This window comes from Petrocella atlantisensis (assembly GCF_900538275.1).
Lineage (GTDB): Bacteria > Bacillota > Clostridia > Lachnospirales > Vallitaleaceae > Petrocella > Petrocella atlantisensis.
This window is the reverse complement of record NZ_LR130778.1, coordinates 2,739,759-2,763,460: the sequence shown is the minus strand read 5'-3', so window position 1 is coordinate 2,763,460 and position 23,702 is coordinate 2,739,759. Positions and strand designations below refer to the sequence as shown.

Annotated in this window: 27 protein-coding genes and 1 pseudogene; 1 reads left to right on the top strand and 27 read right to left on the bottom strand. The window is 37.7% G+C overall.

Features of this window, described 5'->3' with window-relative positions:
* Window positions 1-11: 11 nt before the first annotated feature.
* The 6 genes from acnA to rplM all read right to left on the bottom strand — a co-directional run bounded on the left by acnA (window position 12) and on the right by rplM (window position 7,770).
* Window positions 12-2,717 (bottom strand): aconitate hydratase AcnA, encoded by a 2,706-nt coding sequence (acnA, locus tag PATL70BA_RS12775; RefSeq protein WP_125137729.1) that lies wholly within the window; start codon window positions 2,715-2,717, stop codon window positions 12-14.
* A 181-nt stretch (window positions 2,718-2,898) separates the two neighbouring features.
* A complete protein-coding gene (locus tag PATL70BA_RS12770) occupies window positions 2,899-3,945 on the bottom strand; it encodes a mannose-1-phosphate guanylyltransferase (RefSeq protein ID WP_125137728.1) in 1,047 nt (348 codons plus the stop codon).
* Window positions 3,946-3,965: 20 nt separating this feature from the next.
* Window positions 3,966-4,856: a UTP--glucose-1-phosphate uridylyltransferase GalU gene (galU, locus tag PATL70BA_RS12765; RefSeq protein WP_125137727.1), complete on the bottom strand. Its 891-nt coding sequence runs from the start codon at window positions 4,854-4,856 to the stop codon at window positions 3,966-3,968.
* Between the two features lie 297 nt (window positions 4,857-5,153).
* Window positions 5,154-6,368 carry an S-layer homology domain-containing protein gene (locus tag PATL70BA_RS12760; RefSeq protein ID WP_125137726.1) on the bottom strand — a complete coding sequence of 405 codons (1,215 nt, stop codon included), beginning with the start codon at window positions 6,366-6,368 and terminating at the stop codon, window positions 5,154-5,156.
* A 551-nt stretch (window positions 6,369-6,919) separates the two neighbouring features.
* Window positions 6,920-7,312 (bottom strand): 30S ribosomal protein S9, encoded by a 393-nt coding sequence (gene rpsI, locus PATL70BA_RS12755; protein WP_125137725.1) that lies wholly within the window; start codon window positions 7,310-7,312, stop codon window positions 6,920-6,922.
* Window positions 7,313-7,335: 23 nt separating this feature from the next.
* Entirely contained in the window at window positions 7,336-7,770 is a 435-nt protein-coding gene (gene rplM, locus PATL70BA_RS12750) for a 50S ribosomal protein L13 (RefSeq protein ID WP_125137724.1), read from the bottom strand.
* Window positions 7,771-8,121: 351 nt separating this feature from the next.
* On the opposite strand from rplM, the pseudogene PATL70BA_RS17235 reads away from it, so the two are divergent.
* Window positions 8,122-9,847: pseudogene (locus tag PATL70BA_RS17235) on the top strand (IS1634 family transposase).
* 138 nt (window positions 9,848-9,985) lie between these two features.
* Here the strand turns inward: PATL70BA_RS17235 and PATL70BA_RS12740 are convergent.
* The 21 genes from PATL70BA_RS12740 to rplF form a co-directional block, all read right to left on the bottom strand.
* Window positions 9,986-11,110, bottom strand: a complete 1,125-nt coding sequence (locus PATL70BA_RS12740) for a YibE/F family protein (protein ID WP_125137723.1) — start codon at window positions 11,108-11,110, stop codon at window positions 9,986-9,988.
* A gap of 1 nt (window position 11,111) precedes the next feature.
* Complete coding sequence (truA, locus tag PATL70BA_RS12735) at window positions 11,112-11,858, bottom strand: tRNA pseudouridine(38-40) synthase TruA (RefSeq protein WP_125137722.1); 747 nt, start codon at window positions 11,856-11,858, stop codon at window positions 11,112-11,114.
* Window positions 11,859-11,871: 13 nt separating this feature from the next.
* Complete coding sequence (locus tag PATL70BA_RS12730) at window positions 11,872-12,675, bottom strand: energy-coupling factor transporter transmembrane component T family protein (protein WP_125137721.1); 804 nt, start codon at window positions 12,673-12,675, stop codon at window positions 11,872-11,874.
* Between the two features lie 22 nt (window positions 12,676-12,697).
* Window positions 12,698-13,546 carry an energy-coupling factor transporter ATPase gene (locus PATL70BA_RS12725; protein WP_125137720.1) on the bottom strand — a complete coding sequence of 283 codons (849 nt, stop codon included), beginning with the start codon at window positions 13,544-13,546 and terminating at the stop codon, window positions 12,698-12,700.
* Window positions 13,531-14,376: an energy-coupling factor transporter ATPase gene (locus PATL70BA_RS12720; RefSeq protein ID WP_125137719.1), complete on the bottom strand. Its 846-nt coding sequence runs from the start codon at window positions 14,374-14,376 to the stop codon at window positions 13,531-13,533. Before PATL70BA_RS12720 ends, PATL70BA_RS12725 begins: the two co-directional genes overlap by 16 nt.
* 148 nt (window positions 14,377-14,524) lie before the next feature.
* A complete protein-coding gene (locus PATL70BA_RS12715; protein WP_125137718.1) occupies window positions 14,525-15,061 on the bottom strand; it encodes a bL17 family ribosomal protein in 537 nt (178 codons plus the stop codon).
* A gap of 46 nt (window positions 15,062-15,107) precedes the next feature.
* Window positions 15,108-16,067, bottom strand: coding sequence for a DNA-directed RNA polymerase subunit alpha (locus PATL70BA_RS12710; RefSeq protein WP_125137717.1), 960 nt, complete (start codon window positions 16,065-16,067; stop codon window positions 15,108-15,110).
* 94 nt (window positions 16,068-16,161) lie between these two features.
* The gene (rpsD, locus tag PATL70BA_RS12705; protein ID WP_125137716.1) at window positions 16,162-16,788 is read right to left on the bottom strand and encodes a 30S ribosomal protein S4; all 627 of its coding nucleotides are present in this window, start codon (window positions 16,786-16,788) and stop codon (window positions 16,162-16,164) included.
* Between the two features lie 15 nt (window positions 16,789-16,803).
* Window positions 16,804-17,196, bottom strand: a complete 393-nt coding sequence (rpsK, locus tag PATL70BA_RS12700) for a 30S ribosomal protein S11 (RefSeq protein ID WP_125137715.1) — start codon at window positions 17,194-17,196, stop codon at window positions 16,804-16,806.
* An 18-nt stretch (window positions 17,197-17,214) separates the two neighbouring features.
* On the bottom strand, window positions 17,215-17,583 hold the full coding sequence (rpsM, locus tag PATL70BA_RS12695) for a 30S ribosomal protein S13 (RefSeq protein ID WP_125137714.1): 369 nt from the start codon (window positions 17,581-17,583) through the stop codon (window positions 17,215-17,217).
* A 395-nt stretch (window positions 17,584-17,978) separates the two neighbouring features.
* A complete protein-coding gene (rpmJ, locus tag PATL70BA_RS12690) occupies window positions 17,979-18,092 on the bottom strand; it encodes a 50S ribosomal protein L36 (protein ID WP_125137713.1) in 114 nt (37 codons plus the stop codon).
* A gap of 47 nt (window positions 18,093-18,139) precedes the next feature.
* A complete protein-coding gene (gene infA, locus PATL70BA_RS12685) occupies window positions 18,140-18,358 on the bottom strand; it encodes a translation initiation factor IF-1 (protein WP_125137712.1) in 219 nt (72 codons plus the stop codon).
* A 20-nt stretch (window positions 18,359-18,378) separates the two neighbouring features.
* Window positions 18,379-18,651 carry a KOW domain-containing RNA-binding protein gene (locus PATL70BA_RS12680; protein ID WP_125137711.1) on the bottom strand — a complete coding sequence of 91 codons (273 nt, stop codon included), beginning with the start codon at window positions 18,649-18,651 and terminating at the stop codon, window positions 18,379-18,381.
* A complete protein-coding gene (gene map, locus PATL70BA_RS12675) occupies window positions 18,638-19,417 on the bottom strand; it encodes a type I methionyl aminopeptidase (RefSeq protein WP_125137710.1) in 780 nt (259 codons plus the stop codon). The genes PATL70BA_RS12680 and map overlap by 14 nt, the downstream gene beginning before the upstream one ends.
* 3 nt (window positions 19,418-19,420) lie before the next feature.
* The gene (locus PATL70BA_RS12670) at window positions 19,421-20,065 is read right to left on the bottom strand and encodes an adenylate kinase (protein ID WP_125138486.1); all 645 of its coding nucleotides are present in this window, start codon (window positions 20,063-20,065) and stop codon (window positions 19,421-19,423) included.
* 168 nt (window positions 20,066-20,233) lie between these two features.
* Complete coding sequence (gene secY, locus PATL70BA_RS12665) at window positions 20,234-21,496, bottom strand: preprotein translocase subunit SecY (protein ID WP_125137709.1); 1,263 nt, start codon at window positions 21,494-21,496, stop codon at window positions 20,234-20,236.
* On the bottom strand, window positions 21,497-21,937 hold the full coding sequence (rplO, locus tag PATL70BA_RS12660; RefSeq protein WP_125137708.1) for a 50S ribosomal protein L15: 441 nt from the start codon (window positions 21,935-21,937) through the stop codon (window positions 21,497-21,499).
* A 30-nt stretch (window positions 21,938-21,967) separates the two neighbouring features.
* Window positions 21,968-22,150 carry a 50S ribosomal protein L30 gene (gene rpmD / locus PATL70BA_RS12655; RefSeq protein ID WP_125137707.1) on the bottom strand — a complete coding sequence of 61 codons (183 nt, stop codon included), beginning with the start codon at window positions 22,148-22,150 and terminating at the stop codon, window positions 21,968-21,970.
* Between the two features lie 12 nt (window positions 22,151-22,162).
* Entirely contained in the window at window positions 22,163-22,672 is a 510-nt protein-coding gene (gene rpsE / locus PATL70BA_RS12650; protein ID WP_125137706.1) for a 30S ribosomal protein S5, read from the bottom strand.
* Window positions 22,673-22,688: 16 nt separating this feature from the next.
* Window positions 22,689-23,057, bottom strand: coding sequence for a 50S ribosomal protein L18 (rplR, locus tag PATL70BA_RS12645; protein WP_125137705.1), 369 nt, complete (start codon window positions 23,055-23,057; stop codon window positions 22,689-22,691).
* 94 nt (window positions 23,058-23,151) lie between these two features.
* A complete protein-coding gene (gene rplF / locus PATL70BA_RS12640) occupies window positions 23,152-23,691 on the bottom strand; it encodes a 50S ribosomal protein L6 (RefSeq protein WP_125137704.1) in 540 nt (179 codons plus the stop codon).
* Window positions 23,692-23,702 lie beyond the last annotated feature (11 nt).

The window sequence follows — 23,702 nt, the reverse complement described above, 5'->3', positions numbered from 1 at the left end:
TTGTAACTATTTTAGTGAATCATTCTCCTTAAGACCGTATGAAGTATACCACCATTACGATAGTATTCCTGATCTACAATAGAGTCCATTCTCACCTTAGCTTTAAAGGTTATCATTTGTCCGTCTTCTGATGTAGCAATAACATCTACTAAGGCTCCCGGTTGAATATCATTGTTAAGACCTTTGATATCAAAGACTTCCGTACCTTTCAAGTTAAGGGTACGGGCATTTTGACCCTCAATAAATTGTAAGGGAAGTATGCCCATACCAACCAAATTCGATCGATGAATACGCTCATAACTTTCTGCTATAACCGCTTGTATACCTAATAAGGCTGTACCTTTTGCTGCCCAATCTCTTGAACTTCCTGTACCGTACTCTTTACCTGCAATAACGATCAGGTTCCTACCTTCTTCTTGATACTTCATGGATGCATCAAAGATAGACATCACTTCACCCGTTGGGAAATAGGTTGTATAGCTACCCTCCGTTCCTGGGGCTATTTGATTACGTATTCGAATGTTTCCAAAGGTGCCACGCATCATTACCTCATGATTACCACGTCTGGAACCGAAACTATTAAAATCAATCGGATCTACACCACAGGTTTTTAAATACTCACCCGCCGGGCTATTTTTTCCGATATTACCTGCCGGTGATATATGATCTGTTGTGACCGAATCACCCAGTAGAGCTAATACTTTTGCACTTTTAATATCTTCTATGTCAAAAATTTCTTTTTTCAGATTCATAAAAAATGGTGGTTCCTGAATATAAGTTGAGTTTTTGTCCCATTCATAAAGGTCACCTTCCGGTACCGGAATATTGTTGAACCTTATATTGCCTGAGAAAACATCTGCATATTTTTGTCTAAACATCTCCGGCTTAACGGCCATTGCCACAGCCTCTTTGATTTCAAGAGAAGTAGGCCAAATATCCTTCAAATATACAGGTTGCTCTTCATGTCCAAACCCTATTGGTTCATTCATCATATCAATATTCACATTACCTGCAAGGGCATAAGCTACGACCAACATCGGGGATGCTAGGTAATTGGTTTTTACTTGTGCATGAATACGGCCCTCAAAATTACGGTTACCACTTAGAACAGATGCTACAGTTATATCATTATCAGTGATGGCGTCACTAATCGGCTTTTTAAGAGGTCCACTGTTACCGATACATGTCGCACAACCATAACCTGCTACATTAAATCCAAGTGTTTCAAGATAAGGCAACAAGCCGGCTTCTTTTAGATATTCTGTTACAACAAGGGATCCTGGCGTTAGACTGCTTTTAACAAATACAGGTTTCTTAAGTCCCAGTTCAACAGCTTTTTTCGCCACAAGTCCTGCACCCAACATAACGCTTGGGTTTGATGTATTGGTACAACTCGTAATCGCTGCAATAACAACAGATCCTGTTTTAATGGTATCTTTTTGTCCATCTACTTCAACGTCTACTGCTGTAGTAATTTCTTCTTCAGTTAGGTTAAAACCACCTTCTGCAAAGGGTTTTCTAATGACTTCATTAAATGCCTCTTTCATACGTGTTAATTCAACGCGGTCCTGAGGTCTTTTAGGTCCTGCCAAACTGGATACGACCGTTGACATGTCCAACTCCACAACTTTAGTGTATTGTGGTTCAAGACTGTTTTCATCTCTAAATAAACCTTGGGCTTTGTAATAGACTTCTACCAGATTAATCTCTGATTCGCTTCTTCCTGTCGCTCTTAAATAGTCTAAGGTCTCTTTGTCAACGGGGAAAAAGCCCATTGTCGCCCCATATTCCGGGGACATATTGGCTACAGTAGCCCGATCTGCCAAGCTCATGGAATCCAACCCAGGACCGAAAAATTCAACAAATTTGCCCACGACTTTTTCTTCTCGTAGACGTTGCGTGACGGTAAGTGCTAAGTCTGTAGCATTTGCTCCTTCTAGTAAATTCCCTGTTAATCTAAACCCGATGACTTCAGGAATAACAAAGTACAAAGGCTGTCCAAGCATACCTGCTTCTGCTTCGATACCACCAACACCCCAACCTACAACACCAAGACCATTAATCATTGTAGTATGAGAATCTGTCCCTACTAGAGAATCAGGGAAAACCCATGTCTCATTGTCGATGTCTTTTGTTGCTGCCACTGTTGCCAAATACTCCAGGTTAACTTGGTGGATAATACCTGTCGCCGGCGGTACCGCTCTAAAATTGTCAAATGCCGTTTGTGCCCATCTAAGAAATCTATAACGTTCATCATTACGAAGAAATTCATTATTATTGTTAATCTCAAGTGCTTCACTGGTACCATAGGCATCTACCATCAAAGAGTGATCAATAACTAGGTCAACCGGTATCAACGGATTGATTTTCTTTGGATCAAAACCTGCTCGGCTTACTGTGGAACGCATAGCCGCTAAGTCAACGACAGCAGGCACACCGGTAAAGTCCTGTAATATGATTCTGGCTGGAATAAAAGGTATTTCTTTAACTTTTTCATCATCTGACGTCCATGATGCGATTTGCTTGATATGATCAAGTGTAATGGTTTTTTCGTCAAACTGTCTTATAGCACCTTCTAGTAATACTTTCATGGAATAAGGCAGATGTGCTACATCCCCATATCCCAAAGACTCAAATGTTTTTAAATCATAGTAGTTATATGCTTTACCATCTACTGTAAGTGTCTTCTTACAGGATAATATTTTCTCTTTTGACATAAATATTCCTCCATTTATTTTAATTAATTCTAATTAGCTTGAATTAAAGCTATAATTTCCGTTGCTTATAGTATACCTTTTTATTTCGTATTTCTCAAGTTTTCCTATGTACTAAAATAGAACCTGAGAAGAAAAACAAAAAAAGCAGATGATCATCTGCTTTTTCCTCACGCCTACTTAGCTATTGAAAAATCTTCTTAATGTCTTGTATCGCATTCTTGTGACAGATGAGTAACTTACCTTCTGACTTGACCACTACTAGGTTTTCTACTCCAATCAGTGCAACCTCATCCTCTTCTAAATAAACAATATTGTTATAGGCATTGATTTCTTTTACTGATGCCTTACATATAATCGAACCGTTTTCATTTTTGTCAAATACCTCTTCAAAAGCATTAAAGCTGCCCACATCATTCCACCCTATATCGCAAGGTATGACCCTTAAGTTTTTTACTTGCTCCATAATACCGTAGTCAATGGATATACGGTCAAAATGTTCAAAAAGATACTGAGTTGCCTCCGCTAAAGCTATGCCTGTAAGATCTTTGTCAATATATTGTTTGATGGTTGTAAGTATTGCAAAATGATTTGGCATATATCGGGCAATTTCTTTCATAATATCATCTAGGTTAAAGATATACATACCACTGTTCCAAAGATGTCTACCAGACTTCATGTAGTTGTTGGCTGTTACCTGATCCGGTTTTTCACAAAAACATTTAGTTTTCCAGACCTTATTGACTTCTGCCTCCAAGCCTACTTCAATATAACCAAAGCTGGTTTCTGCTCGATTGGGTTGAATGCCTAGTGTTACAATTGTGTTGTTAAGTTTAGCTTCTGCTATCCCTTTTCTTAATACCTCACAAAAAGTATCACCATCTTTTATTAAGTGATCTGATGGCAGTACAACCAATTGTGTATGAGGATATCTATTGCTTATATATAGGCTTCCATAACCAATGGCTGCTGCTGTATCCTTGAATATCGGTTCAATGATAATGTTATCCTGAGGCAACATGGGTAATTGCTCTATAATACTCCCTGCTTGCAGTGCATTGGTCCCAATAAAAATACGTTCATAGGGAATAACTTCCTTGATGCGATCCACCGTTTCCCAAATCATTGATTTTTCTGAGAATAAACTTAATAATTGTTTAGGATGTGTCTTTGTGGATAAAGGCCAAAGCCTTTGTCCACAACCTCCTGCCATAATCAATGCACATGCCATCCTAGTACCTCCAGCATTATTTATTCGTATTCAAGATTCTTATCCAAATCCTCCATAAGGTTCTTTAAATAGGAAGAAACCTCCAACTTCAAATCATCTCTTCTCAAAGCAAATTCTAAGGTTGCTGATATAAAACCAAGCTTATTTCCCACATCATAACGTTTCCCTTTGAAATCTAATGTATACATATCTTCTTCCTGAGACAGCTTCATTAGAGCATCTGTTAACTGGATTTCTCCGCCAGCACCCGGTGTTTGAGTTTCAAGATAATGAAATATTCTTGGGGTAATAATATAACGTCCCATTATAGCCAGATTGCTTGGTGCTACATCTATGCTCGGTTTTTCAATAAGGCCTTTAACCTTTGCAATCTGACCATCCACCATCGTAACATCGGCAATACCATATTTGGAAACTTCACTTGGGGCTACGGTTTGAACACCTAATATACTTCTATTGTAAATATCATACACATTCATCAACTGCTTAATACAAGGCTCTTTGGATACAACCACGTCGTCGCCAAGCATGACAGCAAACGGCTCATTGCCAATAAAATTCTTAGCGACCAAAACAGCATGTCCCAGTCCCTTCGGTTCCTTCTGACGAACAAAATGAATGTTAGCAAGATTGGTGGATTTTTCTACAATTTTTAGTAATTCTTGTTCACCCTTTTCTTGTAAACTTAATTCCAATTCAATGTTTTTATCAAAATGATCTTCAATCGATTGTTTGTTACGACCTGTAATTATGATAATATCTTCAATGCCTGCTGCCACAGCTTCTTCAATAATATATTGTATGGTTGGTTTGTCTACTATAGGGAGCATTTCTTTCGGTTGAGCTTTCGTAGCCGGTAGAAACCTTGTTCCAAGCCCGGCAGCCGGAATAATTACCTTACGTATTTTCATGATTCACTTTCCCTTCACCTTGGTAATATGTTATAACGTTATAGACCAGTTGGTTTTATACTATTAATAATTTGGTTAAGGTGTCAAAACTATATAGTTGAACTTTCACCTACCTTATGTAGTTATGAATGTATCAACGTAATCTACATATGCTGGGTGAATTTAGTGAAACTTAGTTTTGACCCTTTAACCATAATTTCATTTTAATGATATCATTTTGACATCATAAGGTCAATCTAATACACACCAACGGACAGCCGTTAGTCATACAGACTGTGGAAGGGTTTTCATGAGACCCTAATTACTTTCATACAACATTTCACTCGTTTTAATATTTTCAAAGAAAAGAGCATTATAGGATATATAACTCATTTTACGTCGTGTAAATTCTATATCATCTTGACTGTCATGTATATATACATAGTCTCTTAAATCATCTTCGTATAATCCAATCTCAATTGCCTTGTCTATTGAAGCATCCCAAGTAAAATCGCCCTCATCATCCAAATAGCCTAGCGCTCTTAAGACAAGCGTTGTATATTGGGCTTCTGTCATTTTTGCATTTGATCCATAAATATCATCTGAAAGTCCCTTAATGAGTCCCTTATAATGAAGATAATTGATGGTGTCTTCTGCCCAATTCGGAACATCCATAAAGCCTGAAACATAGTCCGATTGTTCACTGGCGAAGGTTATTACCTCTTCTTCTAAGTCTAAAAGCCTTGAATACATGATAGCGCCTTCTGCTCTAGTAAGTTCACGGTCAAGTTCTAGACCTTCATCAGTTCCTTTTAGATAACCCAGTGCCTTAAGTATCTCTCCGTGAAAATCTCGGTGGGTTCGGTCCAGATCATGGTCTTCTTCAAGCTCACGTCTTAATAGATTTTCACTGGGCTCTGAATCAATACGTATTTCTATAAATCCAAATGCCCTTTCTGATGATTGTGAAAATACATCATCAGTCAAATCCCAAACATAGATGGCTTTTTCTTTAATATAGTCTGCGTTATGCGCGATGACCACATAATCTGTCTCAAATGAGTATATGATTTGGCCACCCATAGCTTTAAAGACTGCACTCATTTGTACCATTTCCTGATCATCAACCTCATTACTTAGATCACTTAAAGGTATTTCAAAACGATAGACATCATCACCTTGATAAGACCACTCAAGTTCTTCTTCTTGAGAAATATCGCTAAAAGCTATGAGCGGATGATTAAACTCTATCCTATTTTCTTCTCCCACAAAGAGCATTTCATCTTTATAATATTCTATTGGTTTGCGTTCGATTTGCACATAATCCTCATTGATACCCATTTCTTCAACGAAATCTGAATCCATATCTACTGTTTCCCCCTCACCCATTACACTTTGATTGGATGCAACAAATGAATGAATCCCGCCTGAACCATCTTTTTTTAAGAAAAAATCTAATCTTATATCCATACACCCTGATAATAAAGTCATTATGACGAGTAAACTTGCAACTACACCCCATATTCTACGCATAATTTACCTCTTTTCTTTAATCAAATTATTTCGTTTCTATAAGTCATTATAATATGAATAAGATTATAAATCTACAGCTAGTCTTACTAATATAATTCTTAAAAGCAGTACGTATTGCCTGCTAAATTTCAGTATCATTAATAATCCCTTACTCTATATGATATGTTTAAGCTAACCAATAACTCCAGCTCAAGCCAATATCGACCATGAAGTTCCTGGAGCAGTATGTATGGTGGAGCAAGTCAGCATGGATGCTGACCGTCGACTTTTGGTGCATGGATGCACCAATCGGAGACCGTAATCATACACACTGCGGAAGGGTTTTCATGGGACCCCCATAAGAGCCTCTACTTCACTTCGTTACGCCTCGGCCATTTCTTGCATCGTTTCTACCCAGTTACTTGCGAATACAAGAAAGAGCCTCTACTTCACTTCGTTACGCCTCGGCCATTTCTTGCATTCTAATGAATCAATATACAAAGAAAAAGCCTCCCTTGAATGCAAGCATTCCGGGGGGCTTTTTCTTTGTATATTGATTCGCAAGTAACTGCTTATCTTTTTGAGAATTGAGGTGCTCTTCTGGCTGCTTTAAGACCGTATTTTTTACGCTCTTTCATACGAGGGTCTCTTGTTAAGAATCCTGCTTTTTTGAGTGCGGGTCTGAACTCAATGTCTGCTTCAAGCAATGCTCTTGAGATACCATGTCTGATTGCACCGGCTTGACCTGTGAATCCTCCACCATGTGCGTTAACGATTACATCAAACTTACTTAATGTCTCTGTTAATACAAGTGGTTGTTTTGTAATTACTTTTAAGGTTTCATAACCAAAGTAATCATCTATATCTCTTTTGTTAATTGTAATTTTACCATTTCCAGGTACAAGATAGACTCTTGCAACGCTGCTTTTTCTACGACCTGTTCCGTAATATTTTACTTGTGCCACGTCTATTCCTCCTCTCGAGACTATTAGAATTTAAATTCTAATACTTCTGGTTTTTGAGCTTCGTGGTTATGTTCAGCGCCTCTATAGACACGCAATTTGGTAAGCATTTGAGCACCAATCTTGTTTTTTGGCAACATACCCTTTACTGCATGGGTCATTACAAGTTCAGGCTTATTCTTCATCATATCTCTGTACTTGGTTTCTTTAAGACCACCAATGTATCCACTATATGTTCTGTATAGTTTTTGGTCAAGTTTTTTACCTGTCAATACAACTTTTTCGCAATTTATTATGATTACATGGTCACCCGTATCTACATGTGGTGTGTAAATCGGCTTTGTTTTACCGCTAAGTACTTTAGCGACTTCAGATGCAAGACGTCCGAGTGTCAGTCCTGTCGCATCAACAACATACCATTTTCTATCAACTGTTTGATCGTTTGGCATGAATGTGTTCATGGGTTCTACCTCCTATTGAATTCTTAGTTTCGTTTTTTGTAGGTCAAAACCCGGGGCTAAGGGGTTTATAATACAAACTCACGCTACAACATTATAGTACATTCACCCTGGTGTGTCAAGTGAAATAGTGTTAATAATTACTTTCATTTTTCTTCTCCAAAACAGCTGCAATATAAGCCGTTAAAGGAATACTTAAAACCAACCCGGGTCTTTGACACTTGCCGAAGTAACTAAAACAGCGAAAACCTTATAACAAGCCTATTTAGGCTTATTTTTTTGTCAAATTCTACTCTTTTCATTTACGTTCTACTACGTTCTATGATATAATATAGGGTATTAGGAGGTGTTGTTATGAGGCTGAAAGTTGTAAATTCTAAAATGTTCAATTATTATATGTCATAGAAACTATTTATGTTGATGGAAAACAAAAAACTAGAACCGTCGAAAAACTTGGCAGATATTCTGATTTAGAAAAAAAGCTAAATGGTGCTAATCCCATAGAGTGGGCCAAAAAGTATATCGAAGATCTTAATCGCCAAGAAAAAGAACAAAAACGTGAGGTTATTATCAAGCTTAGGCAATCCACGCTTATTGATAAAGAGATTCAACGTTCCTACAACGGTGGCTATCTTTTTCTTCAACAGATTTATTACCAGTTAGGGCTTCATAAGATTTGTAACGATATTTCTTCAAGGCACAAGTTCACCTATGACCTTAACGGTATTCTCTCTCGTTTGATTTACGGAAGAATTCTTTTTCCTTCTTCCAAGCTTTGCACCTTTGAATCTTCTAAACGTCTTCTCGAACAGCCAAACTTTGAATTACAGAACATTTACAGGTCTTTAGAAGTTATCGCTAAGGAATCCGATTTCATACAATCACAGCTTTACAAAAACAGTCTAGCAGTTTCTAAACGTAATGATCGAATTCTTTATTATGACTGTACCAACTACTTTTTTGAGATTGAACAAGAAGATGGCCTTAAACAATATGGACCCTCCAAAGAAAACCGTCCTAACCCTATTGTAGAAATGGGCTTGTTTATGGATGGAGATGGTATTCCTCTCGCTTTTAACATTCACAGTGGCAATACCAATGAGCAGGTGACTCTAAAGCCTTTAGAAAAGCAAATTATCGAAGACTTCAAACTATCCAAGTTTGTTGTATGTACTGATGCCGGCTTATCTTCAAATGCAAATAGGAAGTTTAATAATATAAATGGACGTTCTTTTATTACAACTCAATCCATCAAAAAACTTAAGCAGTTTTTAAAAGAGTGGGCTTTAGAACCAACTGGATGGAGGCACAATGATTCCAAAGAAACCTTTGATTTAAACCTGTTTGATGAAAATGAAAGTCTTTGTGAGCAATATAAGAATATGACCTTTTATAAAGAGAGATGGATTAAAGAGAATGATCTTGAGCAAAACTGATTGTCACCTTTTCTCTTAAATACCGTTATTATCAACGTCAGATCAGAAACAAACAACTTGAACGTGCCACAAAACTCATTAGCACTAACCCAAAAAGTATAGGTAAGAAAAGACAAAATGATTATAAACGATTTATCGCTTCCACCAATGTTACAAGTGATGGTGAAGTTGCAGAAGAGACACTTTACCATCTTAATTCAAATACTGTTGCTGAGGAAAGTATCTATGACGGCTTCTATGCAGTATGTACTAACCTTGACGAAGATGCTTCTGAAATAGCTAGAATTAACCACCGACGTTGGGAAGTTGAAGAATGTTTTAGAATTATGAAGAGCGAGTTTAAAGCAAGACCTGTTTATCTTCAAAGAGACGACCGTATAAAAGCGCATTTTACAACCTGTTTTCTAGCACTTGTTTTATATAGATATCTGGAGAAAGACCTAGACAACCAGTTTACAACGAACGAAATCGTCGGCCAGTTAAAGGATATGAACTTCTATTGCGTTCCTGGACAGGGTTTTATTCCGACCTATACACGTACTGATTTTACAGATGCACTACATGATACCTATGGATTTAGAACAGACTATCAGATTGTCAGCGACAAAGAAATGAAAAATATATACAAAAAGACTAAAAAGTAAAAAAAAAGTACGCAAAAATTAATGACATATAAAAAGCTTGAAGCCCCTATTTATAAGGGATTTCAAGCTTTTTCTGTTTCACAACTGTCAAAGACAGGATTATAGTACATTCACCCTGGTGTGTCAAGTGAAATAGTGTTAATAATTACTTTCATTTTTCTTCTCCAAAACAGCTGCAATATAAGCCGTTAAAGGAATACTTAAAACCAACCCAATCGTACCCGATAGCGCCCTAACAATCTCTGTTGCTATAGCGTCCATATTAATGATATCAAAATAGGGTATGTCATTCATAAAGAATACGAGAATCAAAAATATGGATGTACCGGCATAGGCAAGTATAAGAGTGTTTGCCATGGTACCCATAACATCTCTACCTATGTTCATACCTGATTTAAAAAGATCTTTTGTACTCATAAAAGGATTGGCTTCGGTTATTTCATTGATGGCAGAAGCTATGGACATACATACATCCATGACGGCACCAAGTGTTCCAAGCAAAATACTTGCAAATAAAATGCTGGTAAAATTAAAATCAATCTCACCTTGAGTAAAGACAAGCATCTGTGCTTCTGTTGTACCAAGACCGGTCAGAACAGCATAATCACTGGCAATAATCGCTATAATCCCGGATACAAGTACACCACCAATGGTTCCCAAAATAGCCGAAATGGATTTTCGATTAAAGCCGGTCACCAGAAACATGGTTACAACAGCAATGAGCGTACAAATCACCATAGATAACAAAATAGCGTTACCACCCGCTGCTATACCAATCAACATATAATAAATACCTGCCAGCGTCAACCCAAGAGTCAAAAGTGTCCTTAGACCTTGATAGCCACCAACCACCACCATAAGTATAAGGAATATGCCTACTAAAACATAGATATATTTATCCCTTCTATAGCTATAAACAAAGCCTTCCAGGATTTTGCCATCTTCATCATATTCGACAAAAGTATAAATCTCAGAACCTTCAAAAAGTTCCAAGTCATAAGCATACATCTGATCCATAGAGTTAATAACCCTAATCACTTCACCCTCATAAGGACCGTCTAGTAGTTTAACCTCTGCTTCTTGAACCCTCTGCTCGTAGCCACCGCCTGATGTTTCAATAACATTAATCTCATCTTTTGTTATTGCAAGGATTTTACCAATAAAAACATCTTGTTCCTCGGAGGTATTTGCTCTTTTTTCACAACCTGTTATGACTAATATTAAAAAAAACATGATGCCAACACGAAGTATATTTTTCTTCATTCTAATCTCCTTGTAAGTAATCTATGCATTCTAGTGTCAGACCTTTTGCCGGTGCTGTTTTGCCTGCTGCTTTTCTTGATTTTTTTTCCAAACCCTCTCGAATCGATTCCGGTTTTCTTCTGCCATTCCCTACTTCAAGAAGTGTTCCTACCATGATTCTAACCATATTATATAAAAAACCGTTCCCTACGATCTTAAACCGGTACATAGAACCTTCTTTAGTAATCTTCAACTCATGAATCGTTCTAATTGTCTGATCTATACTTTTCTTTATTGAGCTGTAACTTTCAAAATCATGGGTACCGATGAAATACTTGGCGGCTTCCTCCATCGGTTCTAGTTTTAGATTATATCGATAGTGCATACTATAACGTTGGTCTTTCGGTAAATGATGAGGACCGTTATAGACGCTATATATATAAGTTTTTTGATGGGGTATATACCTTGGATGAAAGGTTTCATCCACTTCTTCAGCTTTTGTAACAACAATGTCTCTGGGCAAATGCATGTTCAAGGCTAAAGGTATTTTATATGTCTCCATATCTTTATGGCTTGCCATTAGAACCACTTGCCCATTAGCATGAACCCCAGAGTCCGTTCTACTGGCCCCTGTTAAGGTAACCTCTTCCCCAAATAAGGTCTTGGCTGCTTTCATCATAATACCTTGTATTGTTTTATCATTCTTTTGTACTTGCCAACCACAGTAGTTCGTACCGTCATAAGCTACTGTTAACTTGTAATAATTCATGATGGCGCTCCTTTTATAATAGCAATCTCATGACGATAAAAACAGCCAAATAAACCGCTAGAATGCTGTATGCCCAGAAATCAATTTTTTTATATCTGAGTTGCTTTAAACGGGTTCGCCCTTCTCCGCCTCTATAACATCTTGCTTCCATGGCAAGTGCAAGATCATCTGCTCTTCTAAATGAAGATATAAACAGAGGTACCAACAAGGGAACCATGCTTTTTGCTTTTTTTATTAATCCACCTGTTTCAAAATCTGCACCACGTGCAAGTTGTGCTTTCATGATTTTATCCGTTTCCTCTAATAGAATTGGAATGAATCGTAGAGCAATGGTCATCATCATGGCAATCTCATGAGCAGGTACCTTGATGCGCTCTAAGGGCTTTAGCAATGCCTCTATGCCATCTGTCAATGTTATCGGTGATGTCGTCAGCGTCAAGACTGAAGAGCCTATAATCAACATGATGAGCCTTGTGCCCATATAGAACGCGGTTTGAAGACCTTCAAGTGTTATTGTAAAACGACCCAGTGTCAATAACACCGTCGTGCCCGGTGTGAAAAATAGATTCAGCACTATCGTTAACATTATTATGATAAATATGGATTTTAAACCTTTTAGCATAAAGCGTACCGGTATCGTTGTTGTCATAATAACCGCACTAAGGGCTAGAAATGCTATGCCATAGGTCATAAGAGACTGGTTTATAAATAATGATAGTATAAAAAAGAAAGTACCATTAATTTTTGTACGCGGGTCCAGATCATGAATCCTTGACTGTGCCGGATAAAATTGTCCGATGGTTATATCCCTAATCATTGTGTTTACCTCTTTGCTCTGACTATTTTTTAAGTAAGGTGATTAAAGCATCCTTGGCTTCTTCAAGTGTAACGATGTCCGCAGATAGATTGAAACCATGTTTGTTTAATGCTTGGATAAGGTAGCTGACTTGTGGTACAGCAAGACCCATGGCTTCAAGGGCTTCTGTTTCCTTAAAAATCTCTTTGACAACACCATCCATTTTAATCTCTCCTTTATCCATAACAACAACCCGTTCAACATAGCGGGCGATGTCTTCCATACTGTGTGAAACCAATATGACGGTAATGCCAAGACTTTTGTGTAGGTTTTGTATCTCATTTAGAATCTCATAGCGACCCTGTGGGTCAAGACCTGCTGTCGGCTCGTCCAGGATAAGTATTTTGGGCATCATCGCAAGTACACCTGCTATGGCAACACGTCTTTTTTGTCCACCTGAAAGATCAAAGGGTGAGGATTCGTATAAGGTTTCATCAATACCAACGATATCCAATGCATGCTTAACCCTTTTTTTAATTTCATCCTCTTCAAGCTTCATATTCGTCGGACCAAATGCCACGTCTTTAAACACCGTCATTTCAAATAATTGATGCTCCGGATATTGAAATACTAAACCTACTTTTTGCCTTATACTCTTTAGATCCACACCTTTATCAAAGATGGATATATCTCCAATTATCACGCTTCCGGAATCCGGTTTCAATATACCATTGATCTGTTGTATGAGGGTAGACTTGCCTGATCCGGTATGTCCAATTAAACCTACAAACTCACCGGGTTTAATTGTCAAATTGATCTGCTTTAAAGCTTGCATTCTAAATGCAGTATCTACACCATATGTATAATTCAAATTTTCTATTGTAATTGACATATACTTTCCACCATTTCATCGATCGTTAATAAATCTGTCGGAATATCAATACCTGCCTGTTTAAGTTCATAGGCCAGTTCCGTTACCTCCGGTACATTTAATTTTAAGTCTTTCATCGTCTTAACTTTTGAGAAAACATCTCTTGGTAAACCATCTAAAGCAATCTTTCCTTCTGCCATAACATAGACATGGTCCGCCAATACAGCTTCCTCCATGAAGTGTGTAATGAGTATAATCGTTATCTTGTCCTCTTTATTTAATTTTTGTACAGTTTTTAGGACTTCTTCTCGCCCTGAAGGATCTAACATGGCTGTTGGTTCATCTAGAATAATACAATCCGGTTTCATAGCAAGTACGCCAGCTATTGCAATCCGTTGTTTCTGACCACCTGATAGCTTATTGGGTGAGTGTCCTGCATATTCTGTCATCTCAACAACTTCTAGAGCCATATCCACTCTTCTTCTTATTTCACCGGCCTCTATTCCGATATTCTCAGGACCAAAAGCAACATCTTCTTCTACAATAGTAGCAATAATCTGGTTGTCCGGATTTTGAAAAACCATACCTGCGGACTGCCTTATATCCCAAACGTGTTGGTCATCTTTTGTATCCATGTTTTTAATAAGCAAAGTTCCTGATTTTGGTTTTAATAGGGCATTCAAGTGTTTAGCCAAAGTGGATTTTCCTGAGCCATTATGACCCAAGATAGCAATAAAGTCTCCTTTTTTCACATCAAAGGAGACGTCATCGATGGCTCTGTGAACACCTTCCACTTCGCCACGATCATTATGAGCAACATATTCAAATATCAAATTATTCGCTTTTACCATTTTCTTGTCACTCCGTTTCCGTTTGTTGTCCGCAAAATAGGTCAGCACCCAAAGTATTGGGGTCTCAACTATTCATACTGACAGTGTTTGTGAATCTTTCCTAGAGAATAAAAAGAGGGCTAAGTGCAGCGCACTTAACCCCTGTTTATTATACTAATTCAAGAATTACTTCTTCTGCAGCGTCACCTTTACGTGGACCGATTTTGATGATTCTTGTGTAACCACCATTACGATCTGTATATTTTGGTGCTATCTCATTAAATAAAACTTCTGCAAGATCTACTTTTTTAGTATTTGCCTTTTTACCAGCTGCCTCTTTTGGCACTTCTGTAACAGGGTATAATACCTTTAAAATCTCTCTTCTAGCATGTAGCTTTGTTGAACTGTCTTTTCTGATGACTTTTTGAATTTCTTCAAATTGAGTTACTTTCTTACCATCAACGACTTCTTTGACCCTCTTACCGTCAGCAGTTTTTTTAGCTACTTTTTGAGTAACTGTTACTTCGGTATAGTTGTCTTTTTCTCTTACAGCCATTGCGATTAATTTCTCAGCAATCTTACGAACTTCTTTAGCTTTTGGATCAGTGGTTTTGATTTTACCATGATACAAAAGATTCGTCACTTGGTTTCTTAGTAATGCTTTTCTTTGGGAAGATACTCTCCCAAGTTTTCTATAACCAGGCATGGATACAGCCTCCTTTTCCAGATAGTGTGTATTTTAAGAAGATTGCTTATTCGTCACCAGGTCTAAGTTGTAAACCTAATTCTTGAAGCTTAGCAAGTACTTCTTCTAATGATTTGCGTCCTAAATTTCTAACTTTCATCATATCATCAGGGGTTCTGTTGGTTAATTCCTCAACAGTGTTAATCCCAGCTCTTTTTAAACAGTTGTAGGAACGTACGGACAATTCAAGTTCATCAATGCTCATTTCAAGCACTTTTTCTTTTTCATCGTCTTCTTTTTCTACCATAACTTCTGCATTTTTAGCGTTTTCTGATAAATCTATGAATAAGCTTAGGTGTTCACTGAGTACTTTGGCTGCTAGACTAACTGCTTCATCTGGTGACAAAGTGCCATCGGTGAATACTTCTAATGTTAACTTGTCATAATCCGTAACATTACCAACACGGGTGTTTTCCACCTTAATATTAACGCGCTCTACAGGGGTGTAGATGGAGTCAATTGGAATGACACCGATTGGTTGATCGTCAGATTTATTCTTGTCAGCCGTAACATAGCCTCTACCTTTATTGATTGTGAGCTCAATGAAAAGTTTGCTGTCTGATCCACCACTAAGAGTTGCTATAGGTAGATCCGGATTTGCAATTTCTATGTCAGGATCTGCTTGAATATCAGCACCAGTAACGACACCTTCACCTTCAAATTCTATGTACGCTACTTTTGGCTCTGAACTATCACTGTTATTACGAATTGCTAACCTTTTGATGTTAAGAATAATCTCTGTAACATCCTCTTTTACGCCAGGAATCGTACTAAATTCATGGAGTACGCCTTCGATTTTAATACTGCTTACAGAAGCACCCGGTAAAGATGATAGCATGATTCTTCTTAGAGAATTCCCTAAAGTCGTACCATAACCTCTTTCAAGAGGTTCAATAACAAACGAACCATGTTTGTTGTCTTCTGAAATTGATAAAATGTCAATTCTTGGTTTCTCGAAATCAAACACTAACAAGACCCTCCTAACTTTGATTGGTTACTTTACTCTTATAAAGATTAAGCATTTTATCTGTATAAAATGATATTTATACAGATATATACCATTATTTAGAATATAACTCGACAATAAGAGTTTCTTCTACTGGGATCAAGATTTGATCTCTTTCTGGTTTAGCTGTAATCTTAACAGTAAAGTTTTCAAGATCTGCATCTAACCATTCTGTAACGGATCTTGATGCTGTAGTTTCGATAATGTTCTTCATACCTTGGGTGCTTTGTGATTTTTCTTTAACTGTAATCACATCGCCAACTTTTACTTGATAAGAAGGAATGTTAACTTTCTTACCATTAACAAGAATATGATTGTGACGAACAATTTGTCTCGCCTCAGTTCTTGAACGACCAAGACCTGCTCTATAAGCTACATTGTCAAGACGCATTTCAAGAAGTACCAATAGGTTCTCACCTGTGATGCCTTTTTGATGTGCAGCTGTTTCATAGTAGTTTCTAAATTGTGTTTCTAAAACACCATATATTCTTTTTGCTTTTTGCTTTGTACGTAATTGTAGACCGTATTCAGAGACTTTCGCTCTTCTGTTTCCATGTTGTCCCGGTGCGTATGGTCTACGTTCCATTGCACATTTTGCTGTGTAACATCTCTCGCCTTTTAGGAAAAGCTTATCGCCTTCTCTACGGCAAAGTCTACAAACAGCACCTGTATATCTAGCCATCTATTGACACCTCCATTAAACTCTTCTACGTTTTGGTGGACGACATCCGTTGTGAGGAACTGGCGTCACATCCTTAATACTAGTTACATCAAGACCTGCTGCTTGAAGCGCTCTTATTGCTGCTTCTCTACCTGAACCAGGACCTTTAACCATGACTTCAACTGTCTTAAGACCGTGAACCATAGCTGCTTTTGCTGCTGTTTCTGCTGCCATTTGAGCTGCATAAGGTGTATTTTTTCTTGAGCCTCTAAAACCTAAACCGCCGGCACTTGCCCATGATAATGTATTCCCTTGTGCATCTGTCAAGGTTACTATTGTATTGTTAAACGTAGATTGAATATGTGCTTGTCCACGATCAACATGTTTTTTTACACGCTTTTTAGCCGTTCTTTTGACTATTTTTGCCATTACTAAGCCTCCTTACAACTATTTTTTCTTGTTAGCTACTGTTCTACGTGGACCTTTTCTAGTTCTTGCATTCGTTTTAGTTTTTTGTCCTCTAACAGGAAGACCTCTTCTATGACGAATACCACGATAACATCCGATTTCCATTAATCTCTTAATATTAAGAGCGATTTCTCTTCTAAGATCACCTTCAACTTGTGCTGTTTTTTCGATAATCTCACGTAGAGTACCTACTTCAGCATCGGTTAAATCTCTTACTCTTGTATCAATACTAATTCCTGCTTCTTTTACGATTTTCTCAGCCGTTGGTCTTCCAATTCCATAAATATACGTCAAACCAACTTCTACACGTTTTTCTCTAGGTAAGTCAACACCAGCAATACGAGCCATGTTTTCTGTACACCTCCATTAAATTTGATAGGTCGGTAACAATGTTTGGTCTGTAAAAGACTTCTTTTGTCACCTTTGGTCTCAATACCATTCAATTCTTTATTCAATGCAACTCTCATTCTATAAAGTACTGAATCATATTCTCATCTCATTAGACTAGCCACCTAGTACCTTCGCTTCATCCAATTTCACCCTGATTAAGGAACAAGGTTCAATTGTTTACACAACATGTCCTGGTGGTTTCTGTTCATTAGTCTGTATAAACATCACAATTAGATATTATATAACATTCTGACCAATAGTACAAGTCTAAATTTGTAGCCGTTCTTATATATGCACCTAAACCCACTTAATAATGTGCTTAAGTCAGATATCTTCTTTTACAAGCGTTATAATCACCCTTGTTTTTGCTTATGCTTTGGATTCTCACAGATAACTCTGATTCTTCCGTTTCTTTTGATAACTTTACATTTTTCACAAATTGGTTTTACTGAAGCTCTTACTTTCATTTTGGTACTCCTTCCTTGATCTATGATCGAAATCTAGGGCTATTCATTTATTTGTCGCGCCAGATAATTCTACCTTTTGTCAAATCATAGGGTGACATCTCTATGGTCACTTTGTCACCTGGTAAAATTCTGATATAGTGCATTCTGAGTTTTCCGGATATGTGAGCTAAAATAACATGACCGTTTTCAAGCTCAACTTGAAACATGGCATTAGGTAATTTTTCTTTAACTTTACCTTCAACTTCTATTACGTCTTTTTTTGACATGGTCTACCTCCTAATTAGGCTTATTCTAGGGTTTGTTGATAATCTTTTAAATTATTTCTGATATCGGCATTGGTGATTTTTTCGTTGTGCTTTAATTTACCGGCAATTTCTTCTGATATCATATAGGTGATTTGAAGATGTTTTAATTTCTTCTTTTTGGGAGACTCGATACGTCTGCGTTTTCCGTCTGCTATGTACACATAAGCTTCTTCAATGTCTAAAATAATAAAAAGCTCACCGCAATCTCGACCTGCAGTAGATTTAACTATTTGACCAAGTTCAAAATTTTTCATTATGCTCACCTTGATTCAAAACCGTCAGCAATTCACAACCTGTATCCGTAATCAGTATTGTATTTTCATAGTGGGCAGATAATGATCCGTCCAAAGTCACAACTGTCCAGTCATCACTTAAAGTTCGAACATTATATCGTCCAGCGTTAACCATTGGTTCAATGGCAAGTACCATACCTTTTTGAAGTTTCGGTCCGCGTCCGATGGGCTTATAGTTAGGTATTTGAGGTTCTTCATGTAAATCTTTACCAATACCATGACCGACCAGATCTCTTACAACTGAAAAACCATGAGCCTCCACAAAATTCTGAATGGCAGCTGATATTTCATGTAAATGAGCACCGGGCTTAGCGTACTTAATACCTTCAAAGAAACTTGCTTGCGTTACTTCAATGAGTTTGATTGCATCCTCAGATGCCTGGCCCACAGCATAGCTTCTAGCTGCATCGCCATGATAACCATTAAAATAAGCGCCAATATCAACACTTAAAACGTCGCCGTTTTCTATAATCTGTTGTTTACTGGGAATACCATGAACAACAGCTTCATTAACGGAAGTACATATAGAAGCGGGGAAACCACCATAACCTAGAAAAGAAGGGGTAGCATTTTGACTTCGTATGAAGTCTTCAGCAATCCTATCAAGCTCATAAGTTGACACACCAGGCCGTATAGCCTTTGCCACTAATTCGTGGGCTTTAGCTACAATGGCGTTAGCTTGTCGCATAATCTCAATTTCTGAATCGCTTTTAATTAATATTGCCATCTACTACGCACCTACAATTTCACATATGGATTCAAAAATCACATCTATGTCTTGAGTTCCGTCCACTGTTTTTAATATGCCTTTGTTTGTATAGTATTCAATCAGTGGTTGGGTTTGTTCGTGGTAGACACCTAATCTTTTAAGTACAGTTTCCGGCTGATCATCATCTCTTAGAATCAGCTCACTGCCACATACATCACAGATACCGTCAACTTTTGGTGCAATATATACTGTGTGGTAAGTTGCACCACATTTTACGCATGCTCTTCTGCCAGACATTCTTTTTACAATAACATCATCCGGAACATCCACATCAATAGCATAGTCCATAGAAGTGCCCATTTTTTCTAGAGCAGCATCCAAGCTTTCTGCTTGAGGTATGGTTCTTGGGAAACCATCTAATACAAATCCATTCGCACAGTCATCTTCTACGATACGGTCTGCTACAAGATCTACAACCAAAGCATCTGGAACTAATAAACCTTGATCCATAAAGCTTTTTGCTTTTAATCCAAGTTCAGTCTCACCTTTGATATTCGCTCTAAATATATCACCTGTAGAAATATGTGGAATGCTGTATTTGGTTGATAATTTCTTTGCTTGAGTTCCTTTGCCGGCACCAGGTGCGCCTAACATAATTATCTTCATCATATACCTCCTTTAGATACTTATTGAGCAGATGCTCAACTTGCATCAAAGTACTCGTTTATCAGTGAATAGATGAATGCTTCTAAATCGACTAAAAGGAAGTATGTAATAATCCATACCCTCTTCTCTTAGCCGAATTGAAGCTATTCAAAAACTTTATAATCGATCTTATCCTAAGAAACCTTTGTAATGTCTCATGACAAGCTGTGACTGAACCTGCTTAACAGTTTCAAGTGCAACACCGGCTACGATGATCAGTGAGGTACCACCAAAATTCAATTGAATTTTGGTAACTGCGGTTAACCCAACAGGGGCTAATGCTATAATACCAAGCATCACAGCACCAATCAATACAAGTCTACTAAGCACTTTTGATAAATATTCTACGGTTGGCTTACCAGGACGAATCCCAGGTATAAAACCACCATTTTTTTTCATATTATTTGCCACATCATAAGGATTAAATGTTATGGCTGTATAGAAATAAGCAAATGCAATAATAAGTACAAAGTATATTGCTGCACCATAGGGGTTACTGATGCTAATGACTTCTAAAGTTTTACCCCACCAACCCGTTGGGCTTGCTGTGATAAAAGAAGTAATGGTCGCAGGAAATTGTAATAAGGATGATGCAAATATAACCGGAATAACACCAGCCATGTTTACTTTCATAGGTATGTGTGTTGATTGCCCACCATACACCTTACGTCCTTGAACCCTTTTTGCATACTGAACGGGTATGCGTCTTTCACCCAATTGGATTAAGACAACAAACACGATCATTAAAAAGAAAACAACCAAAAGCGTAATTGCTTTTACCACTTCACTGCTCATAAATAACTCGTATAATGTTAAAGCGCCACTACCAAGACCTGATAAGATATTCACGGTGATAATAAGTGATATACCGTTACCTACGCCGTTTTCAGTGATTTTTTCACCACACCACATCAAGAAAGCCGTACCAGCCGTCATAGTAACAATGGCTGCGATGACTGACCAGAAGCTGTAGTCAACAAAATAACTTCTAAATCCGATGCTAATAGCAGTTGCTTGAATCACTGCGAATCCAATCGTTGCGTATCTTGTAATTTTCGCAATTTTTTTCCTACCGTCTTCACCGTCTTTTTGCATTTCTTCAAGTGCTGGAATCGCAATTGTAAGAAGGTTCATGATGATGGATGAGTTGATGTAAGGGATGATACCAAGAGCAAAAATAGTCATGTTCTTGAATGCACCACCTGAAAAAGCATCAAACATCCCTAGAAGTCCTTCACTGTTGTTATTAAAGTATTCTAGGATACCACGGCTGTCAATCCCTGGGATAGGAATGGCAGCACCTGAACGTATAGCAAATAACATGAAAAATGTAAACAGTATTCTTTTTCTTAAGTCTTCTACTTTAAAAGCATCTCGAAGTGTCTTAAACAATTATACCACCTCTGCTTTCCCACCAGCAGCCTCAATTTTCTCAATGGCTGATTTACTAAAAGCATTCACTTGAACCGTCAATTTCTTAGTTAATTCTCCATCTCCTAAGATTTTGACACCGTCACGTGGGTTATTAATAATTCCTTTTTCTTGTAATTTTTCAACTGTGATCACGGATCCTGCTCTAAATACATTTAAAGCGTCCAAATTGATGGCAACAATGTCTTTTGAGTTCAGACAATGGAATCCTCTTTTGGGAAGACGTCTATATAAAGGCATTTGTCCACCTTCAAAGCCTGGTCTAGTACCCCCGCCTGAACGTGAATTCTGACCATCACGACCTCTACCTGCAAACTTACCGTTTCCAGAACCGTGACCTCTACCTTTTATGAATTTCTTCTTTTTTGAACCTGCTACAGGTCTTAAATCTGTTAAATTCATGTCGGTTACACCTCCTTATTGTTTTTTCGACTAAACTTCTTCAACTTTTACTAAGTGTACGATCGACTGAATCATACCTCTAATTGCCGCATTGTCACTTTGTTCTACTGTTTTATTAAGCTTTGTTAGGCCTAATGCTTCAGCAGTTAACTTGTGTTTAGGTTTGGCGCCAATTGTCGATTTAACTAAAGTAATTTTTAATTTATCTGCCATCTTGGTTCCCTCCTAACCTAATACTTCTTCTACTGTTTTACCGCGAAGATTGGCTACTTGCTCTGGTGTTTTCAATTGACTAAGTCCTGTAATGGTTGCAGCAACAAGATTTGCCTTATTGTTTGAACCAAGGGATTTTGTTCTGATGTTTTTAATACCTGCAAGCTCAAGTACGGCACGTGCAGGACCACCAGCTATAACACCGGTACCTTCAGGTGCTCTTTTTAATAGAACTGAGGCACTTCCGAATTTCCCTAACCAGTCATGTGGTATGCTGTTGTTTTCATCTAGTGGAATTTCGATCATTTTTTTCTTTGCATCTTCTATACCTTTACGGATTGCTTCTGGAATTTCCACAGCTTTACCCATGCCGGCACCAACATGTCCGTTTTCATCTCCAACAACAACTGTCGCTGTGAATCTGAAGTTACGTCCACCTTTTACAACCTTAGTTACACGTTTAATGGTTACGACTTTTTCTTTAAGTTCTAAGCCATTAAAATCTATAATGTTTCGCTTCATGTGTCAACCTCCTTACTTAGAATTTTAACCCAGCTTCTCGAGCTGCGTCAGCTAATGCCTTGATCTTGCCATGGTAAATATACCCACCACGGTCAAAAACAACAGCGTCGATGCCTTTTTCGATTGCTTTTTTTGCAACAGCATCACCAACAGCTTTGGCTGCGGTTATATCGTTGGTTTTTTCCAATGTCTCCTTAATTGCCTTTTCTACAGTTGAAGCTGCAACGAGTGTGTTGCCCTTAACATCATCAATTATCTGAGCATAGATGTGTGAATTACTTCTATAAACAGCTAATCTTGGTCTAGCAGGAGTACCTGAAATTTTGTTTCTTATTTTCAAGTGTTTTTTAACACGAACTGCTTGTCTGGATATTTTCTTAATCATTTGGATTTCACCCCTTTGTCAATTTTATTATGAAAGTTGTCCTGTGAATCATCAATTTCATATTAAAGGCGCTTATATAGGCCTAAGGCTTAGCCTAGGACTTACCAGCTTTTCCTTCTTTACGTTTGATAACTTCATCAATGTACTTGATACCTTTGCCTTTATAGGGCTCTGGTGGTCTTTTGAATCTGATTTCGGCTGCGTATTGACCAACTTTTTCTTTGCTGATCCCGCTAATGGTAATTTTATTACCTTCAACCACTGATTCAATACCTTCTGGATCTTCCATAACAACAGGATGACTATAACCTAAACTTAGGTCAAGTTTTTTACCGTCTTTTTTAGCTCTATATCCGACACCATTGATCTCGAGTACTTTTGTGTAACCATTCGTTACACCTTCAACCATATTAAAGACTAACGTTCTTGTAAGTCCATGTAATGATTTCATCTTTTTTTGTTCACTAGGTCTTGTGACCACGATTTCTGAACCTTCAAGTTTTAATTCCATTTCTTTTGGTACTTGTTTTTCTATTGTCCCTTTTGGGCCTTTTACCGTTACAAAATTCTCTTTTGTAATTGTAACATCAACACCAGCCGGCACAGTAATTGGTAATCTTCCAATACGTGACATTCTTTTTTCCT

Excerpts from the sequence above, each read along its gene's own strand:
- rpmD (WP_125137707.1), bottom strand. The coding sequence starts at position 22,150 with ATGGCAGATAAATTAAAAATTACTTTAGTTAAATCGACAATTGGCGCC.
- PATL70BA_RS12760 (WP_125137726.1), bottom strand. The coding sequence starts at position 6,368 with ATGCGTAGAATATGGGGTGTAGTTGCAAGTTTACTCGTCATAATGACT.
- rpsE (WP_125137706.1), bottom strand. The coding sequence starts at position 22,672 with ATGAAGCGAAACATTATAGATTTTAATGGCTTAGAACTTAAAGAAAAA.
- galU (WP_125137727.1), bottom strand. The coding sequence starts at position 4,856 with ATGAAAATACGTAAGGTAATTATTCCGGCTGCCGGGCTTGGAACAAGG.
- infA (WP_125137712.1), bottom strand. The coding sequence starts at position 18,358 with ATGTCAAAAAAAGACGTAATAGAAGTTGAAGGTAAAGTTAAAGAAAAA.
- PATL70BA_RS12680 (WP_125137711.1), bottom strand. The coding sequence starts at position 18,651 with ATGAAAAATTTTGAACTTGGTCAAATAGTTAAATCTACTGCAGGTCGA.
- rplR (WP_125137705.1), bottom strand. The coding sequence starts at position 23,057 with ATGATTAAGAAAATATCCAGACAAGCAGTTCGTGTTAAAAAACACTTG.
- rplF (WP_125137704.1), bottom strand. The coding sequence starts at position 23,691 with ATGTCACGTATTGGAAGATTACCAATTACTGTGCCGGCTGGTGTTGAT.
- PATL70BA_RS12670 (WP_125138486.1), bottom strand. The coding sequence starts at position 20,065 with ATGAAGATAATTATGTTAGGCGCACCTGGTGCCGGCAAAGGAACTCAA.
- rpsK (WP_125137715.1), bottom strand. The coding sequence starts at position 17,196 with ATGGCAAAAATAGTCAAAAGAACGGCTAAAAAGCGTGTAAAAAAACAT.
- rplM (WP_125137724.1), bottom strand. The coding sequence starts at position 7,770 with ATGAACACATTCATGCCAAACGATCAAACAGTTGATAGAAAATGGTAT.
- PATL70BA_RS12715 (WP_125137718.1), bottom strand. The coding sequence starts at position 15,061 with ATGCCTGGTTATAGAAAACTTGGGAGAGTATCTTCCCAAAGAAAAGCA.
- map (WP_125137710.1), bottom strand. The coding sequence starts at position 19,417 with ATGGCAATATTAATTAAAAGCGATTCAGAAATTGAGATTATGCGACAA.
- truA (WP_125137722.1), bottom strand. The coding sequence starts at position 11,858 with ATGAATTATTACAAGTTAACAGTAGCTTATGACGGTACGAACTACTGT.
- rplO (WP_125137708.1), bottom strand. The coding sequence starts at position 21,937 with ATGAATTTAACAGATTTAAGACCTGTAGCAGGTTCAAAAAAGAAGAAA.
- rpsM (WP_125137714.1), bottom strand. The coding sequence starts at position 17,583 with ATGGCTCGTATTGCTGGTGTTGACTTACCTAGAGAAAAACGTGTAGAA.
- rpmJ (WP_125137713.1), bottom strand. The coding sequence starts at position 18,092 with ATGAAAGTAAGAGCTTCAGTAAAACCAATTTGTGAAAAATGTAAAGTT.
- PATL70BA_RS12770 (WP_125137728.1), bottom strand. The coding sequence starts at position 3,945 with ATGGCATGTGCATTGATTATGGCAGGAGGTTGTGGACAAAGGCTTTGG.
- PATL70BA_RS12740 (WP_125137723.1), bottom strand. The coding sequence starts at position 11,110 with ATGAAGAAAAATATACTTCGTGTTGGCATCATGTTTTTTTTAATATTA.
- acnA (WP_125137729.1), bottom strand. The coding sequence starts at position 2,717 with ATGTCAAAAGAGAAAATATTATCCTGTAAGAAGACACTTACAGTAGAT.
- PATL70BA_RS12720 (WP_125137719.1), bottom strand. The coding sequence starts at position 14,376 with ATGGTAAAAGCGAATAATTTGATATTTGAATATGTTGCTCATAATGAT.
- PATL70BA_RS12725 (WP_125137720.1), bottom strand. The coding sequence starts at position 13,546 with ATGTCAATTACAATAGAAAATTTGAATTATACATATGGTGTAGATACT.
- PATL70BA_RS12730 (WP_125137721.1), bottom strand. The coding sequence starts at position 12,675 with ATGATTAGGGATATAACCATCGGACAATTTTATCCGGCACAGTCAAGG.
- rpsD (WP_125137716.1), bottom strand. The coding sequence starts at position 16,788 with ATGGCTAGATATACAGGTGCTGTTTGTAGACTTTGCCGTAGAGAAGGC.